The sequence below is a fragment of the Pseudomonas sp. FG47 genome, assembly GCF_057809115.1.
In genome coordinates, this window is record NZ_JBMDJI010000044.1 from 21,243 (window position 1) to 37,762 (window position 16,520).

The window sequence follows — 16,520 nt, forward strand, 5'->3', positions numbered from 1 at the left end:
TCAGCGCCGCGTGCCCCCCTCACGACCTTAGATAGGTAAATTGAAAATGAAAGCTTTACTGGTATTGGTACTTGGCAGTCTTTGCGGCGCGGCACTCGCCGGCGAGGCAAACAATGCCGAGCAGATTCCGGTTGAACAGTACAGTTATTCGCAGCACCTGGATATCGCCCGCGTTATTTCCATGAGCGAAGTTCCCAATGTCTGCGAAGTTGTACCGGCGCGCATGACCTATGAAGACTCCAAGGGTCAGAAGCACATTCTCGAATACCGTGTGATGGGCAACGGCTGCTCCAACGGCTAAGGCTACAGACTCAGCGCAAGGCAGGCCCGCTCCGCCCCTGATCGCGCCGCGCGCGACCCTGTGGGAGCGGCCTTGTGTCGCGAAAGGGCCGCAACGCGGCCCCGCGATATCTGTAACTATCGACATATTGGGGCCGCTACGCAGCCCTTTCCGACCGGTGCGACGCTTCGGCAAGGCCGCTCCTACAAGGGCAGGCGACACCTTTCCAATAGATTCACTCCGCCGACTTGCCCAGCGAATACTCACGCAATTTGTTGGCAATCGTCGTGTGCGAAACACCCAGACGCTTACCCAACGCGCGACTACTTGGAAATTCGCCCAGCAAACTTTCCAATACCGCCCGCTCGAAACGCCCGACAATCTGCGAAAGATCACCATCCAGTGAAAATTCGCCCAACGGCTGGCGCACGCCATAGTCCGGCAAACGAATATGTTCGCTCTTTACAACACCGCCTTCACATAACGACACCGCCTGGAACAATACGTTTTCCAGTTGCCGCACGTTGCCCGGCCAATGGTACTGGCTCAACTTGTCCATCGCCGAGGCCGCCAGGCGTGGCATCGGGCAACCGATCTGCCGGCTGGCCTGGTCGAGGAAGTGCTGCACCAGCCCTTCCAGGCCATCCATGCATTCGCGCAGTGGCGGAATATGCAGCGACAGCACATTGAGCCGGTGATACAGGTCCTGGCGGAACTCGCCGCGCGCGCACAGCTCGGACAGGTCGACCTGGGTCGCGCAGATCACCCGCACATCCAGGTACACCTCTTCGTCGCTGCCAACCCGGCGGAAGCAACCGTCCTGCAGGAAGCGCAGCAGCTTGACCTGCAAGCGCGGGCTCATCTCCCCCACCCCATCGAGGAACAACGTGCCGCCGGCAGTCAACTCCAGCAAGCCGAGCTTGCCCTCGGCCCGCGCACCTTCGAACGCCCCAGGCCCATAGCCAAACAGTTCAGTCTCGGCCATCGACTCGGGCAGGCCGGCGCAATTGAGCGCCATCAACGGCGCCTGGCCGCGCGGGCTGGCCAAGTGGCAGGCACGCGCCAGCAACTCCTTGCCAGTGCCGGTCTCGCCCTCGATCAGCAGCGGCGCATCCAGCGGCGCCATGCGCCGCGCCTCGCGCACCACCGCGGCCATCACCTTCGAACTCTGGAAGATGCTGTCGAAACCGCGCAACTCCTGCTTGCGCACGTTGTAGATCCGCTCGCCGATACGGTCGGCGCGGTGCAGGGTCAGTACCGCGCCGGCCAGGGCCTCGCTCTCGTCGTGCTCCGATTGCAACGGCGCGATATCAGCCAGGAACACATCGCCCTTGACCTTGATGCGCAGGCCGTTGATGCGCGATTTGTTGGCGCGCACCAGCTCCGGCAGGTCGAAGTCCTCGACATAGCGCGACAGCGGGATCCCCGGCACTTCGTCGACTCGCACCCCAAGCAACTGCGCCGCGCCACGGTTGCCGGCGACGATACTGCCGCCCATGTCGATCGACAGCACCGGGAAATCCAGCGCCCCGAGCAACGCATTGAGCTCCATGTGCCGGCGCTCGCTGGGCATCAGCCCGACGCGCTTGACCCCGAACACCCCGGCGATGGACTCGAACTTGGGCCGCAGCGCCTGGAACTGCAGGTTGATCAGGTTCGGACAGTGCAGGTAGATAGCATTGCCGTGGTCGCCGCCGACCTCGCCACGCAGCACGTTGATGCCGTACTCCACCAGCAGGTTGAGAATGTCGCGCAGGATGCCGATGCGGTTCTGGCAATGCACTTTGATACGCATGGAGATCTCTCGAAGCGGGCAGGTATTTGTTCGACCCGCGGAAAAGTCGTAAAGATAAGCTGACAAAATAGCCTTGAAAGCCAGCCGGGCGAGCGCCATTTTCCGGGATTAGCGCATTTTTGTAAAATTATCGTTACAAAAACCCTGCAAACGGATATCGATATAGCAGGAAAACACCCGTGCAAAGCGCCAAGGACGGGGTTATCACTAAGGGCACGCCCTGAACATAACAAGAATGTCCTCCCAGGAGAGCCACATGAAACAGACGCAATACGTGGCCCGTGAGCCCGATGCGCACGGCTTCATCGACTACCCGCAGCAAGAGCATGCGGTGTGGAACACCCTGATCACCCGCCAGCTGAAAGTCATCGAAGGCCGGGCCTGTCAGGAGTACCTGGACGGCATCGAGCAGCTCAAGTTGCCCCATGACCGCATTCCGCAACTGGGCGAGATCAACAAGGTGCTGGGCGCCACCACCGGCTGGCAAGTCGCCCGGGTGCCGGCGCTGATTCCCTTCCAGACCTTCTTCGAGTTGCTGGCCAGCAAGCGCTTCCCGGTCGCCACCTTCATCCGCACCCCGGAAGAACTGGATTACCTGCAAGAGCCGGACATATTCCACGAGATCTTCGGCCACTGCCCACTGCTGACCAACCCCTGGTTCGCCGAATTCACCCATACCTACGGCAAGCTCGGCCTGGCCGCGACCAAGGAACAGCGGGTGTACCTGGCGCGCCTGTACTGGATGACCATCGAGTTCGGCCTGATGGAAACCGCCCAAGGCCGCAAGATCTACGGCGGCGGCATCCTCTCCTCGCCCAAGGAGACCGTCTACAGTCTTTCCAGCGAGCCGGAGCACCAGGCCTTCGACCCGATCGAGGCCATGCGCACGCCGTACCGCATCGATATCCTGCAGCCGCTGTACTTCGTCCTGCCGAACATGAAGCGCCTGTTCGACCTGGCCCACGAAGACATCATGGCCATGGTCCACCAGGCCATGCAACTAGGCCTGCACGCCCCGAAGTTTCCACCCAAGGCGGCTGCCTGAGCCGCCCTGTCGATAACAACTCAAAGCGGAAAACACCCATGAATGCCTTGAACCAAGCCCACTGCGAAGCCTGCCGCGCCGATGCGCCGAAAGTCACCGACGAGGAACTGGCGGAACTGATCCGCGAGATCCCGGACTGGAACATCGAAGTCCGCGACGGCCACATGGAACTCGAGCGCGTGTTCCTGTTCAAGAACTTCAAGCACGCCCTGGCCTTCACCAACGCCATCGGCGAGATCGCCGAGGCCGAAGGCCACCACCCAGGCCTGTTGACCGAATGGGGCAAGGTCACCGTGACCTGGTGGAGCCACTCGATCAAGGGCCTGCACCGCAACGACTTCATCATGTGCGCGCGCACCGACGAGGTCGCCAAGACTGCTGAAGGGCGCAAGTGATGCACTTCGCCGCCATCGCTCGGGTCCCTGGCGACCCGATCCTGGGGCTGATGGAAGCCTACGCCCGCGACGGCAACCCGGCCAAGTTCGACCTGGGTGTCGGCGTGCTCAAGGACGCTGCGGGGCTGACGCCGATTCCGGCTGCGGTCAAGCAGGCCGAGCAGCGCCTGGTCGAGCGGCAGGCCACCAAGAGCTATGTCGGCGGCCATGGTGATGCAGCGTTCACGCGCCTGGTCAGCGAGCTGGTGCTGGGCAACGATTCCACGCTGCTCAAAAGCCAGCGCGCCGGCGCCACCCAGACCCCTGGCGGCACGGGCGCCCTGCGCCTGGCGGCGGAGTTTATCGCCCACTGCCTGCCGGGCCGCGGTATCTGGCTGAGCGACCCGACCTGGCCGATCCACGAGACGATCTTCGCCGGCGCCGGGCTCAAGGTGTCGCACTACCCCTACGTGGGCGCGGACAACCGCCTGAACGTCGACGCCATGCTCGCCGCACTGGAGCGGGCACCGCAAGGCGACGTGGTGTTGCTGCACGCCTGCTGCCACAACCCCACCGGCTTCGATCTGGGCCAGGACGACTGGCGCGCGGTGCTCGACATCGTCAAGCGGCGCAACCTGCTGCCATTGATCGACTTTGCCTACCAGGGCTTCGGTGACGGCCTGGAGGAGGACGCCTGGGCAGTGCGCCTGTTCGCCGCCGAACTGCCGGAACTGCTGATCACCAGCTCCTGCTCGAAGAACTTCGGCCTTTACCGTGAGCGCACCGGCGCCCTGCTGGTGTGCAGCCACGACGCCGAGAAACTGCAGGATGTGCGCAGCCAGCTGGCGTTCATTGCGCGCAACCTGTGGTCGACGCCGCCGGACCACGGTGCGGCGGTGGTCGCCGAGATTCTCGGTGACCCGGCACTCAAGGCGTTGTGGAGCGAGGAAGTGAACGCCATGCGCCAGCGCATCGCCGAGCTTCGCGTCGGCCTGGTGAAAGCGCTGCAGCCCCATGGCCTGGCCGAGCGCTTCGCGCATATCGCCGCGCAACGCGGGATGTTCTCCTACACCGGCCTGAACCCCGAGCAGGTGCGTCTGCTGCGCGAGCGACACAGCGTGTACATGGTCGGTACCGGCCGGGCGAACATCGCCGGAGCGGACGCCAAGCGCCTGGAACAGCTGGCAGCGGCCATCGCCGACGTCTGCCGCTGAAATCTGGCCGATACAACGTGGGAGCGGGCTTGCCCCGAGGTAGCACTCTCGGGGGGCTAGCCCGCTCCCACGCCCCTCCTGACACGCCCGCTGTCCGATAGCCGCCCGCAAAAACCGATAGGCGCGGCGGAAAAATCCCAAACTGTCATCCAGACTGCTGTATCCTGCCCCAGCTTTTCGAAGCCTTATCACGCGCCAAGGCGCTGTCTTTTCACTCACACTTGCGAGGAACGACGAGATGCATGAAATCCCGAATCTTCCCTTCCCAAGCCTGAACCCCGAAGAGCAATCCGTTGCCGCCCACGCCGAACCGACGCCCACCGTCGAACAGGACGGCGACGATCAATCCAGCGCCGACCAGGAATAACCCGCGCACCGTTCGACAGTGTGAAAACGGCTGACCCGCGGGAGCTTCCCCGTCATCACGTTTTCACACCGTCCAGAAGCCACTACCCGGCGCAGCCCTCATGCCCGATTCACCGCGCCCCTTGCGGTCACCCCCTGCACGCTACCTGAACATCGCCATCCCCTTGGTCGTGCTGCCCGGCTATGCGCACAACGACCTGGGCTTTAGCGCCGTGGTCGCCGGCCTGGCGATCAGCGTCCGATATCCGAGGTGATGAACCAGGTGTCGGCGGCCAACCGTGACGCGGCGATGGAAGCGTATTCGCTGTTCATCGACCTGTCGCTGGGGATCACCAGGCCCCGAACGGGCCCAGTGGGATGCGGGTTGGTATTGGGCTGTTATCTGTACCGACAAGCTCGACTGTAACGCGAACGCTAAAAACCTGGGCCGCGCTGCACGTATTGCAGCACCACCTCCAGCGGATGGCGCAACTGCTTTTCGGTCATGCGCTTGACCTGGCTACGGCACGAATATCCGGTCGCCAACGCTTCCCCTTGCTTGTCCAGCTTGGTCGCCCAGGACTGCTCGAAGATGGTCTTCGAGGTAGCCTGGTTTCGCGCCTCGTGCCCATAGGTACCGGACATGCCGCAGCAGCCGGTGGCCTCGGTGATCAGCTTCAGGCCAAGGCGCGCGAACACCTGCTCCCACTGCCGGGTGCTGGCAGGCACGTTGGTCTTCTCGGTGCAGTGAGCCATCAGGCGGAACGTTTCGGTCTTGACCGCGTTCTGTTCGGGCAACACCTCCATCAGCCACTCCTGGGGCAGCAGCACCTGCGGGCATCCGTCCAGCCCCTCGACCTTCCGGTACTCCTGGCGATAGACCAAGGTCATCGCCGGATCCAGCCCCACCAACGGCACGCCGCAATCGGCCAAGGCCTTGAGCTGGGAGGCATTGCGGATCGCCGCCTTGGCGAAGGCGCCAAGGAAACCCTGTACATGCAACGGCTTGCCATTGGCACTGTACGGGGCAAGGAACACCTTGTGCCCCAGGCGGTGAGCCAGCTCGATGAGCGCGGCCAGCAGTGGTGTTTCGAAGTAGCGAGTGAAGGCGTCCTGCACCAGCACGATGCTGCGCTCGCGCTGGGCCGGGGTTAGCTCGCGCAGGGCCGGCACGCTCGCCATCTGGACCCGGCAACGGGTCAGGGTGGACTGGAAGTTGAAGCGGCTGATCAACGGGCTGTCGACCATGCCGATGCGGTCAGCCAGCAAGCGGCTCACCCACTTCGAGCCCATCACCGCGTTGTACAGCCCCGGCGCATGGGCCAGGTAAGGGATGCTGAATTCCAGCGAGCCGATCAGGTAGTCGCGCATTGGCCGCTGGTAACGCCCGTGATACAGCTCGAGGAAGCGCGAACGGAAATCCGGCACGTTGACCTTGATCGGGCACTGCCCCGCGCACGACTTGCACGCCAGGCAGCCGGCCATGGCATCGTACACTTCGTGGGAGAAGTCTGCCTGCCCACGCTGTCGCGCCCGACTGTTGCGCAGCCTGGCAGGCAGCCCCTTGAGCCAGGAAGCCCGGCGCTGGGCGGCAGCGAGCACATCGATATTGGCCTCGCCCTGCAGGCGCAGCCATTCACGGATCAGCGAGGCACGGCCCTTGGGCGAGTGCTGGCGCTCACGGGTCGCCTTCCACGATGGGCACATGGCGTCGTTGGGGTCGTAGTTGTAGCAGGCGCCATTGCCATTGCAGTACACGGCGCTGGCGAAGTCCTGCCACACCCGCTCGTCGATGGTGCGGTCGAGGTCGCCGCGCAAGGTCACGCCGTCCACCGCGGTCAGGCCCTCGGCACTGTCTGGCGGGGTGCAGATCTTGCCGGGGTTGAGCTGGTTGTGCGGGTCGAAGGCGCCCTTCAGGCGCTGCAATGCCGGGTACAGCTCGCCGAAGTAGTCCGGCACGTATTCCGAGCGCAGCCCCTTGCCGTGCTCACCCCACAGCAGGCCACCGTAGCGCTTGGTCAGCGCCGCCACGGCATCGGAGATCGGCTTGACCAGCGCGGCCTGGGCCGGGTCTTTCATGTCCAGCGCCGGACGCACGTGCAGCACGCCGGCATCGACATGGCCGAACATGCCGTAGGCCAGGCCATAGCCATCGAGCAATGCACGGAAGTCGGCAATGTAATCGGCCAGCTGCTCCGGCGGAACCGCGGTGTCCTCGACGAACGGCTGCGGGCGCACTTCGCCCTCGACGTTGCCCAGCAGCCCCACCGAGCGCTTGCGCATCACATAGACGCGGGTCACCGCTTCGGCGCCTTCGGCCAGGGTGTGGCCCAGGCGCTCGACACCCTTGTCCGCCTGCAGGTGCGCGACGAAGGCCTGGACCCTGGCGTTGACCTCGTCCGGTTCGTCACCGCAGAACTCCACCAGGTTGATGCCCAGGGTCGGGCGCTCGGGGTCGGCCGGGAAGTATTCGGCGACGCTGTGCCAGACGATGTCTTTCATCGCCAGCATCAGCACCTTGGAATCGACCGTCTCGATCGACAGCGGCTTGTGAGCCATCAGTGCATTGGCGTCACGCAGGGCATCCATGAAGCTGGTATAGCGCACGTTGACCAGCACCGCGTACTTGGGGATCGGCAGCACATTGAGCTTGGCTTCGACCACATAACCCAGCGAGCCTTCGGCACCGCACAACACGCTGTTGAGGTTGAAGCGGCCCTGCTCGTCGCGCAGGTGCGCCAGGTCGTAACCGGTCAGGCAACGGTTGAGCTTGGGGAAGGTGGTTTCGATCAGCTCGGCCTGGGTTTCCTGGATCTCCCGGGCCATGCGGTACACCTCGCCAACCCGGCCAGGCGCGGCGCAGGCCTGCTCCAGCGCGGCATCGTCGATCGGCAGGCTGTGCAGGCGCTCACCACCGAGCAGCACACTGTGCAGTTCAAGTACGTGGTCGCGGGTCTTGCCATAGGTGCAGCTACCCTGGCCGCTGGCGTCGGTGTTGATCATGCCGCCGACGGTGGCGCGGTTGGAGGTGGACAGCTCAGGGGCGAAGAACAGCCCGTGTGGCTTTAGCGCCGCGTTGAGCTGGTCCTTGACGGTACCGGCCTGCACCCGCACCCAGCGCTCCTCGATGTTGATTTCGAGGATGTTGTTCATGTGCCGCGACAGGTCGACGACGATACCGTCGGTCAGCGACTGGCCGTTGGTGCCGGTGCCGCCGCCACGCGGGGTCAGCTTGACCTGATGGAAGCGCGGTTCACCCATCAGTGTGGCGACGCGCGCCACGTCGTCGGCATCCAGCGGGAACACCGCCGCTTGCGGCAAGCGCTGGTAGATCGAGTTGTCGGTGGCCAGCACCGTACGGGTGGCGTAGTCGGCACTGATCTGGCCACGGAAGCCGCTGTTGCGCAGGGCTTCGAGGAATTCGGGGTAGTTAGCGTTCGGTGCAACGGTCGGCAGCTGGGCGATCATCGAAGGATGGCCTCTTGATATTGGCTAATTCACGGGATTCCTGTCGTTCCGGCATGGGTTAATACATGCAGGGATGACGTATAGGCCAATGTTCCTGTAGTTTGGCTTCAGGGGCAAACGGATAATCCTGCCGCTATCAATGACTTTTATGAATGAATTACCGCCACCTGACACCATCCATGTCGCTGCTGCTGGCATTCGAGGCCGCCGCCCGGCATGAAAGCTACACCCGCGCCGCCGCCGAACTGTCGCTGACCCAGAGTGCGGTCAGCCGCCAGGTGCAGGCCCTGGAGCAACAGCTGGGCCTGACCCTGTTCCGCCGCGAAGGGCGCCAGGTACAGTTGACCGATGTCGGCCGCCTGTACCAGCGCGAGCTCAGCAAAGCGCTGGGGCGCATTCGCAGCGCCACCTTGCAGGCACTGGCCTACCAGTCGGGGGTGGGCACCTTGCGCCTGGCCACCCTGCCCACCTTCGGCTCGAAATGGCTGCTGCCGCGGCTGCATGCGTTCTACAGCGCGCACCCCGGTGTGCTGGTGCACATTCACTCACGCATCGAAGCCATCAACTTCGACACCAGTGAGATCGATGCCGCCATCGGCGTGGCCAGCCACGACTTGCCGGGGCTGATCTGCCATCGCCTGCATGCCGAAGAGCTGGTGGTGATCCTGCCACCGGAGGCCGGCGCCGATACCCAGGGCTGGGGCCCGACGCGCATCAGCCAGGAGGTGCTGCTCAACGTGGCCAACAACCCCCATGCCTGGGGCGAATGGTTCTCGCACCATGGCCTGCCGCACCGGGCGATGCGGTTGGGGCCAAGTTTCGAATTGACCTCTCACCTGATCCAGGCGGTACGGGCCGGGATCGGGATCGGCCTGGTGCCGAGAATCCTGGTTGACGAGGAATTGAGCAAAGGCGAGCTGTACAGCCCAGGCAGCGCTATTGCCAGCCAGCGTAGCTATTACCTTGTCTACCCTTCGCGAAATGAAGCGCTGCCGTCGCTCAAGGCTTTTCGTGGCTGGCTGCTGGGGCAGATATAGGGGGTAAGCATTCCCCAGAATTGCGCCTGCCCCCTGTCATTCAGTCGGGGATGTAAATATTCCACATAAATGCTGCGCGCTGCATGGCCGCCTCGGTCAATGCCTTACGCTGATCACGCATCCAGGTCTTCTCCCATTTGTTGAATACCTGCATGCCCTCCGTGTCGTCTGCCTCTTGTAATCTGGCCTTCTCGATGATTCGTTGCGCTGGTAACTTGAAGCGTGCAGGCGAAGTCCGCTCAAGGTATTTTTGCCAGTACGTTTGCTCACAAAACCATGAGGCCATTTCGGCTTCCACTTGATGCTCTCGGATTTCCCTCAACACCCCGGGACGATCTACAGCCCTTCGGTCAAACTCACCGGTAAAACGCATGACAGGAAGGCGGATGGGAAGTTGCAGGTCATCGTGCATCTCGATTCGATACATCAACTGCACGTCGACTGACTTCGCAGCCATTCCCAAACTAAAAGCATGCGACGAAGAAAACTCATCCAGCTTTTGCATCCGCCAAAATTGACCACCAACCCTCAACAGCTCTGCCTCCGAGTGGGCTTCATTATTTCGGATAAGCCCCCACGTCTGGATCTTCATCTCAAGATCGATAAAATGAGAGAGCGCATCATCACCACAGGTATTGACTTCCGACTCCCTGAAGAAATCAGCCCTGAAGCTGTATTCCTCCCGGGTGTCGGTCATCAGTTTTTCCCTGCCTGCATTCGTCCCGGCCTCCTGCGCCAGCTTGTTTTCCACGATCGTGGCAAGTTCACCCTCTGTGATCACGAGCGAATCGCCGGCATCCTTGATCGCCTCCATCATCGCCTGCACCCGATAAACAAGCTCATTCGCACCGATGTCAGTTGCGAACTGTGCAGACGTGGTCAACCGTTTGAGGAGGTCAAAAAAATTATGCGAGCCGGGCAGTTCTTCGATACTCTGCCATAACGATTCCAGATCGTCCCTGAACTCCGGATCTATAGCGTCTGCCCACAGATAACGCTGAGGCACAGGGTTCAAAACATTCTCAGGGTCGTACCACCGCCTCTCTGTTTCACCGCTCCTACCTACCCGAAATCTACCCTCGCGCACTATGGGTGACTCCCAAAAGTCCGGGCTGAATGAAATAACCTCGCTTTCAATCAGTTCGAGCCTTGACAATTTTTGGTGCCCCAACACTCCCTCTGGCATGGCCGGGAGCTCGGTAAAATTAAGCAGCAACGACCTCAACTCCGGCATCCCACGGATTGAAAATCCACGTTTCAGCGGGTTAGTCGACAAGTTTAGGTACAGCAGCCCTGTGCAGCTTTCCAATATCTCCACTTGCTGGGCGTCCAATTTTATTTTATTCCCTGACAAGTCTAACGACGTCAACTGATCACGTAGAAAGGGGGGCAAGGAAATTTTATGAATTTCACCATTGGTCAGATCAAGCTCCTGCAAGTTTGGGAACGCACGAAGAAACTTCTCCGAAATTTTTGTCAATTCGGAGTCTCTCAGCGCCAACTGGGTAACGTGAGGAAATACGATTGACTCCGGGAGTTCAGGAAGTTTCTGCAAACCCAACCCGATATCCCATAGTGCGCGTGGCAACTCGATATTTAAAAATTTTCCGAGTATCGAAAACCGCCACCGCGCAATCAGCGTTTTGCGAAAGCCATAACGCGCCAACCATTCAAGCTTGAACACGCCGAGCCGCTGCCAACGCGTCAAGCTTGTTCTCAATATTTTAAGTTGTTTCTCAAATTCACGTATTGCTGTCTCGGCATTCTCAGGCCCCGCAGCACTGAGCCACGCCTCGATCTGCTCGTCGCTAGCGCCGGCGCACAACATTCGTAGCCGAACGGGTAGCGCGGCAGGCGGGCGGGTGCCGAACAGCCGACCACCACCTGACAGTGGGTAACCTATCCTGCCATCATCCAGACGCTTGGGCAGCAAGAAGGGTGCCGTAGGGTGATCGCCTCCAAACAAACTCTCGATGTCCTGCCGGCCTGCTATCCACTGCCTCGCCACTGCTTGCCGAAGGTTGACGGCAAAGGGCTCTTCAATCCCCATGGCAGCACGCTCTGGCGGACTGAGGCTATCGGCCAGGGTTTCAAACAGCTCTCCTGGTGGGCCCTGATCATTACCCTGAGCATCTCGCAACCAGAACGCACCATCCTGGTAGAGCAAGCTTGATGCAGTGGACTGGCCGCTTGTCGCGGGTAACGCCCAGCGGCCCTGCGCATCTATCAAGTGCCAACCTTTGTCAGCCGCCACGCCAGGCAGCCCCTGCACAAGCTTGAGCACAGCCCTGGCGAAATCGAACGTCTGCGGCACATCGATCCACAGGCCTTCCCCCGCTCGCGCCACCCTTATGCGCAAGACTCGCTCTCTCGCAGTCAACGCCATTGTCAGCGGCACACGCCCTGAATCGGCCATCTGGCTGCGCTGGGCCTCACTCGCCTCCTCCAGCACCTGCTGCGCAGCCAGTTGGTGCAGGCTGGTAAAAGCCCGTCGCAAAGGTCGAGTGGCTTCATCCATGACATCTATCGGGTCATAAAGCATCTGAAACAGCTGCCGCCGATGATCGGCAACGACTTGCGCCAGGCCATCATCCGCCAACCCGGCGGCACCGGGCAGCTCACGCGCTTTGAGCAACAAAGGCTGGTCCACGATCTGCTCACCGGAACGCAGGCATCGCTGCAAATCAGCCACGCGCTCGGCTATCAAGAACCGGTTTACCGTATCAATCAGCTCAACCTCCGGTGCCTTTGCAAAAACGTGCAACGCCCTCAGGTGCAGATCGCTGAGGCCATGCACGGCAATCACATGGTCAACCAAGCTGCGCGGAAGCCGAGCGCATTGGCCGCCCAGTCGGCTGAACATTCTTCGGGTATCACTCCATTGCTCTGGCCGCTCGCTCCAGAGCCGCCAGGCCCCGGCGCCGTTGTGCTCCAACTGAGGCGAATGATTCGCGTGCGGACGGAGGTACCATTCCCCGTCAACGCGTTCACTTACCTGGTAGTAAGCCCCATCCATCTCAATCCAGCTTTGCGCGCCCTGACGGTAGATCCCCTGCGCATCAACCACCGCAGTCACCGGTGGTGGCTGACTTACATAAGGCGCAAGATCCTGGTTCCACAGCTTTTCACTGCCGTCCTCCAGTACAGCAGGCACCATGTCATCGACCATCACCGCACGTTGCCACGCATGTCGCAGGGCAACACCTCCAACACCCACCGCTACCACCGTGGCCAGGGTCTTGCCCACGTTCAGCAGGTGATCCAGAGCTGCAGCGTCGTCACCCTCGCGCCAATCCGCCACAGCTTGAAACGTCTCGTCCAACAGGTCCCAGGCCATCACCGCCAGCAAGATCACGCCCAACTGCGGCACAAACAGGCTCGCAAGCGTCAGTCCCGCCCATCCCTCGGCGGCCATGCGCCGGTCATGCTCCGCCTGCGCAGCATTGTCGATCTGAGCTACAGGCACCGCAATCATCGCAGCGTCATCCATGATCTGCCTGATCCGCCCAATCGCCAGCCCCTGGAAAAGCGAATCCAGGTCACGGGTCATGTGTTGATCCAGGTCTCGGGTAGCAAAATCGGCGACATCACCCAGTCGTTTCTGCACTTCGGAAAAAAATTGCTGGCTGTCACGCCTGCGCACAAAGCGACTGAAAAACTTGCGATACTGTTCATCGCGCAAGCGATGTCCCAGCACCCTACGGGCAAACGCCTCAAGATTGTCGCTCACGCTCCAGGGACCTTGCGGGTCTGCAGGTATGTAAACCAGCACGGCTTGGCTGGTATTACGAAAAAACCCTTCATCGATCACATCGAACACAACGATCTGCTGGAGCTCGCAACCCAGTATCTGCAGTTTTCTGGTAACCACTGGCGCACCCGCCAGTCGGCCCGGGCGTCCTTGACGGTAAACATCGATTACCCACTCCAATTGCACCTCACTGAGGACGCCATCCGAGCGTGCCTTGAATGCATCGACCAGCATCATCGAACGTATCTGCCTTTGCAGCAATTCAGCAAAGCCCTGCCCGTTAGCACCGCTCTCCCCTGCCGGCTGCAGTACAGATTGCAAGTGCTTCTGGTATTGACCACCAATATCAAGACTGCGGCATGCCTGGACAAATGCCGTGGCTGAAAGCTGCGCAACTGTGTTGCCGCCCATGTCGACCACGCAATCCTCTTTCATCGTGATGTGGTCATCGCTGAAGTTCTGTAACGCCGCCCATAGCAATGAAGTGTCGTACCAGTCGCGGTCCTGAATCGGTAGCCGACTGGTAAACCAATGCACGGTGGGCGATGCATAGGTGTACCACTGCCGCAGAAACAGCTTATCGGGTGCCGTACTCAGCCCGAATCGATCGACAATTCGTTGCTTGGCGAACTCATCTATGTTTTGCACCCTGGAAAAAATTGCAGAGAGTTGCCGACGCGTTGCAAGACCGGCGTGCAACGCCTCGCTCAACAAGGCAAAATGCGCAGGGTTGAGCTTCTTCAACCAGCCAGGAAGCCGCCTGGCGATGTAGCCATCCTGAAAACTGCGCAGTTGCGCACTCACATCAGACGGCGTGGAGTTAAAATTTTCGGTAGCCATGTGCCTGTAACCCTGCTTGCAAATAGCTGCAGTATTGGCTAAGGGAGGCTGCACCAGGCACTATTCGGCTACTACCCGTCATCGTCTGCCGGGCTTTGGGACAAGGCAAAAAAAACCCGAAGCCAGTCACCTGGCTTCGGGTTTTACGAGTAGCTCTAGCGGCTTACTTGGCGGCGTGACCGGCAGCACAACCCGCCTGCGCCTGACGACGCGGCTTGACCATGTACACCACGAACATGGCAAACAGCCAAACCGGGATCGCATACACCGAAACCTGGATACCCGGAATCATCAGCATGATGCCGAGGATCAGCACCACGAAGGCCAGCACCACGTAGTTGCCGTACGGGTACCACAACGCCTTGAACAGCGGCTTCTGGCCGGTACGGTCCAGATGCTGGCGGAACTTCAGGTGCGAGTAGCTGATCATCGCCCAGTTGATCACCAGGGTCGCCACTACCAGCGACATCAGCAGTTCCAGGGCGTTTTGCGGCATCAGGTAGTTGAGCAGCACGGCGATCAGGGTCACCGCCGCCGAGACCAGGATTGAACGCACCGGCACGCCGCGCTTGTCGACCTTGGCCAGCGACGCCGGGGCATCGCCCTGCTCGGCCATGCCCAGCAGCATGCGGGCGTTGCAGTAGGTACCGCTGTTGTACACCGACAGCGCGGCGGTCAGCACCACGAAGTTCAGCAGGTTGGCGGCCACGTCACTGCCCAGCAGCGAGAACACCTGCACGAACGGGCTGCTGCCGTAGCTGCCACCCGAGGCGTCGATGCTGGCGACCAGGTTGTCCCATGGGGTCAGCGACAGCAGCACCACCAGGGCACCGACATAGAAGATCAGGATGCGGTAGATGACCTGGTTGATCGCCTTGGGGATCACGGTCTTCGGCTTGTCGGCCTCGGCAGCGGTGAAGCCAAGCATTTCCAGACCACCGAAGGAGAACATGATGAACGCCAAGGCCATCACCAGGCCGCTGATGCCGTTGGGGAAGAAGCCGCCATGCGACCACAGGTTGGCCACGGTCGCGTCCGGGCCGCCACTGCCGCTGGTCAGCAGGTAGGCACCCAGGCCGATCATGCTGACGATGGCCACCACCTTGATGATGGCGAACCAGAACTCGGCCTCGCCGAAGAACTTCACGTTCATCAGGTTGATGGCGTTGATCAGCAGGAAGAACGCCGCCGCGGTGACCCAGGTCGGGATTTCCGGCCACCAGTAGTGCACGTACTTGCCCACCGCCGACAGTTCCGACATGCCCACCAGGATGTACAGCACCCAGCAGTTCCAGCCCGACAGGAAGCCGGCGAAGCCGCCCCAGTACTTGTGGGCGAAGTGGCTGAAGGAGCCGGCCACCGGCTCCTCGACGATCATTTCGCCGAGCTGGCGCATGATCATGAAGGCAATGAAGCCGCAGATGGCATAGCCGAGGATCATCGAAGGCCCGGCGGATTTCATCACGCCGGCGGAGCCCAGGAACAATCCGGTGCCGATGGCGCCGCCCAGGGCGATCAGCTGGATATGACGGTTCTTCAAGCCACGCTTGAGTTCACCAGACTGTGAATTATGTCCACTCATGAACGAAGTCACCTGCTTGTTTTTATCTGTGACGGAATCGGACCCACCGCGCTCGTGGCGCAGCGGAATGGGCAAGGTGGTTACCTTGGTACTTGTGACAGGACGTCGCACAAGGCCTTGGGAGGCCAGGGGCGGATCAACCGGGTGTCAGCAAGCGTGCGCGGTACGCAAGGGAGTCACAGGTAAAACGCGGCGCATTGTATACCCCTGCAAACGCGCAGGCGTCAACGCGTTGCATCGTTTCCTGTGGAAAAAACGCAGCGGTCCTGGGGGGAGAGCCTGAAAAGGCGAAGTGATCGGCGCGCATGACGCCTCCATTTGTTTGTTGTTCTTGGTGCCTGGCGATCCTGCCTGGCTTTGTACACGCAATGGCGCTATCTCAACGGTTGCACGGGGGTTTGGGAAGGGGGCTGCGGGTAGCGCGCAGGCTCTGGGGCGGGATATTCGGCAGGTTTTTGTTACACCGGATGGAAAGACCTTGGAAATCGGCCATATCCGTAACGTTTCTTTTACAAAATGGTTTGAAAAGTTTCCACTCCTCGGGGAAATTTCTTTTTGATCAGGGACTTGAGCCATTTTCAGCCCTGGACGTGTAGGAGCCGGCTTGCCGGCGAACACCGGCATAGCCGGTGCCATCCTCCGCGGCGCCTGCTTCGCCAGCAAGCTGGCTCCTACATGCCAGGATTGGCCGCAAGAACAGCGTAGGAGCCGGCTTTGCCGGCGAACACCAGCGCAGCCGGTGCCATCCTCCGCGGCGCCTGCTTCGCCAGCAAGCTGGCTCCTACATGC

Annotated in this window: 10 protein-coding genes and 2 pseudogenes; 8 read left to right on the forward strand and 4 right to left on the reverse strand. The window is 61.1% G+C overall.

All coding sequences use genetic code 11. The annotated features are described in order from the left end of the window. Positions 1 to 46: 46 nt before the first annotated feature. Positions 47 to 301, forward strand: a complete 255-nt coding sequence (locus tag ACODS5_RS22075; protein WP_134690915.1) for a DUF2790 domain-containing protein — start codon at positions 47 to 49, stop codon at positions 299 to 301. Between the two features lie 214 nt (positions 302 to 515). Here the strand turns inward: ACODS5_RS22075 and ACODS5_RS22080 are convergent, their stop codons facing one another. Further along, positions 516 to 2,075 carry a sigma-54-dependent transcriptional regulator gene (locus ACODS5_RS22080; protein ID WP_134690917.1) on the reverse strand — a complete coding sequence of 520 codons (1,560 nt, stop codon included), beginning with the start codon at positions 2,073 to 2,075 and terminating at the stop codon, positions 516 to 518. Between the two features lie 256 nt (positions 2,076 to 2,331). Between ACODS5_RS22080 and phhA the strand changes: the two genes are divergently transcribed. The 6 genes and pseudogenes from phhA to ACODS5_RS22110 all read left to right on the forward strand — a co-directional run. Beyond that, positions 2,332 to 3,120, forward strand: coding sequence for a phenylalanine 4-monooxygenase (gene phhA, locus ACODS5_RS22085; protein ID WP_134690919.1), 789 nt, complete (start codon positions 2,332 to 2,334; stop codon positions 3,118 to 3,120). Positions 3,121 to 3,158: 38 nt separating this feature from the next. Next, positions 3,159 to 3,515, forward strand: a complete 357-nt coding sequence (locus ACODS5_RS22090) for a 4a-hydroxytetrahydrobiopterin dehydratase (RefSeq protein WP_028691075.1) — start codon at positions 3,159 to 3,161, stop codon at positions 3,513 to 3,515. Next, entirely contained in the window at positions 3,512 to 4,708 is a 1,197-nt protein-coding gene (locus ACODS5_RS22095; RefSeq protein WP_489109648.1) for an amino acid aminotransferase, read from the forward strand. The genes ACODS5_RS22090 and ACODS5_RS22095 overlap by 4 nt, the downstream gene beginning before the upstream one ends. Before the next feature lie 238 nt (positions 4,709 to 4,946). After that, the gene (locus tag ACODS5_RS22100; RefSeq protein WP_256660253.1) at positions 4,947 to 5,075 is read left to right on the forward strand and encodes a hypothetical protein; all 129 of its coding nucleotides are present in this window, start codon (positions 4,947 to 4,949) and stop codon (positions 5,073 to 5,075) included. A gap of 100 nt (positions 5,076 to 5,175) precedes the next feature. Further along, positions 5,176 to 5,319, forward strand: a pseudogene (locus tag ACODS5_RS22105) (MFS transporter); the annotation flags it as partial. A gap of 2 nt (positions 5,320 to 5,321) precedes the next feature. Continuing rightward, a pseudogene (locus tag ACODS5_RS22110) lies at positions 5,322 to 5,480 on the forward strand (MFS transporter); the annotation flags it as partial. Between the two features lie 8 nt (positions 5,481 to 5,488). Here ACODS5_RS22110 and ydiJ read toward each other — a convergent pair. Next, complete coding sequence (gene ydiJ / locus ACODS5_RS22115) at positions 5,489 to 8,521, reverse strand: D-2-hydroxyglutarate dehydrogenase YdiJ (RefSeq protein ID WP_489109649.1); 3,033 nt, start codon at positions 8,519 to 8,521, stop codon at positions 5,489 to 5,491. Positions 8,522 to 8,673: 152 nt separating this feature from the next. On the opposite strand from ydiJ, the gene ACODS5_RS22120 reads away from it, so the two are divergent. Continuing rightward, the gene (locus ACODS5_RS22120) at positions 8,674 to 9,558 is read left to right on the forward strand and encodes a LysR substrate-binding domain-containing protein (RefSeq protein ID WP_489109650.1); all 885 of its coding nucleotides are present in this window, start codon (positions 8,674 to 8,676) and stop codon (positions 9,556 to 9,558) included. Positions 9,559 to 9,598: 40 nt separating this feature from the next. Here the strand turns inward: ACODS5_RS22120 and ACODS5_RS22125 are convergent, their stop codons facing one another. Then, positions 9,599 to 14,149 (reverse strand): dermonecrotic toxin domain-containing protein, encoded by a 4,551-nt coding sequence (locus ACODS5_RS22125; protein ID WP_489109651.1) that lies wholly within the window; start codon positions 14,147 to 14,149, stop codon positions 9,599 to 9,601. A 163-nt stretch (positions 14,150 to 14,312) separates the two neighbouring features. Next, a complete protein-coding gene (locus ACODS5_RS22130; RefSeq protein WP_489109652.1) occupies positions 14,313 to 15,731 on the reverse strand; it encodes an amino acid permease in 1,419 nt (472 codons plus the stop codon). Positions 15,732 to 16,520 lie beyond the last annotated feature (789 nt).

Excerpts from the sequence above, each read along its gene's own strand:
- ACODS5_RS22075 (WP_134690915.1), top strand. The coding sequence starts at position 47 with ATGAAAGCTTTACTGGTATTGGTACTTGGCAGTCTTTGCGGCGCGGCA.
- ACODS5_RS22080 (WP_134690917.1), bottom strand. The coding sequence starts at position 2,075 with ATGCGTATCAAAGTGCATTGCCAGAACCGCATCGGCATCCTGCGCGAC.
- phhA (WP_134690919.1), top strand. The coding sequence starts at position 2,332 with ATGAAACAGACGCAATACGTGGCCCGTGAGCCCGATGCGCACGGCTTC.
- ACODS5_RS22090 (WP_028691075.1), top strand. The coding sequence starts at position 3,159 with ATGAATGCCTTGAACCAAGCCCACTGCGAAGCCTGCCGCGCCGATGCG.
- ACODS5_RS22100 (WP_256660253.1), top strand. The coding sequence starts at position 4,947 with ATGCATGAAATCCCGAATCTTCCCTTCCCAAGCCTGAACCCCGAAGAG.
- ydiJ (WP_489109649.1), bottom strand. The coding sequence starts at position 8,521 with ATGATCGCCCAGCTGCCGACCGTTGCACCGAACGCTAACTACCCCGAA.
- ACODS5_RS22120 (WP_489109650.1), top strand. The coding sequence starts at position 8,674 with ATGAATTACCGCCACCTGACACCATCCATGTCGCTGCTGCTGGCATTC.
- ACODS5_RS22125 (WP_489109651.1), bottom strand. The coding sequence starts at position 14,149 with ATGGCTACCGAAAATTTTAACTCCACGCCGTCTGATGTGAGTGCGCAA.
- ACODS5_RS22130 (WP_489109652.1), bottom strand. The coding sequence starts at position 15,731 with ATGAGTGGACATAATTCACAGTCTGGTGAACTCAAGCGTGGCTTGAAG.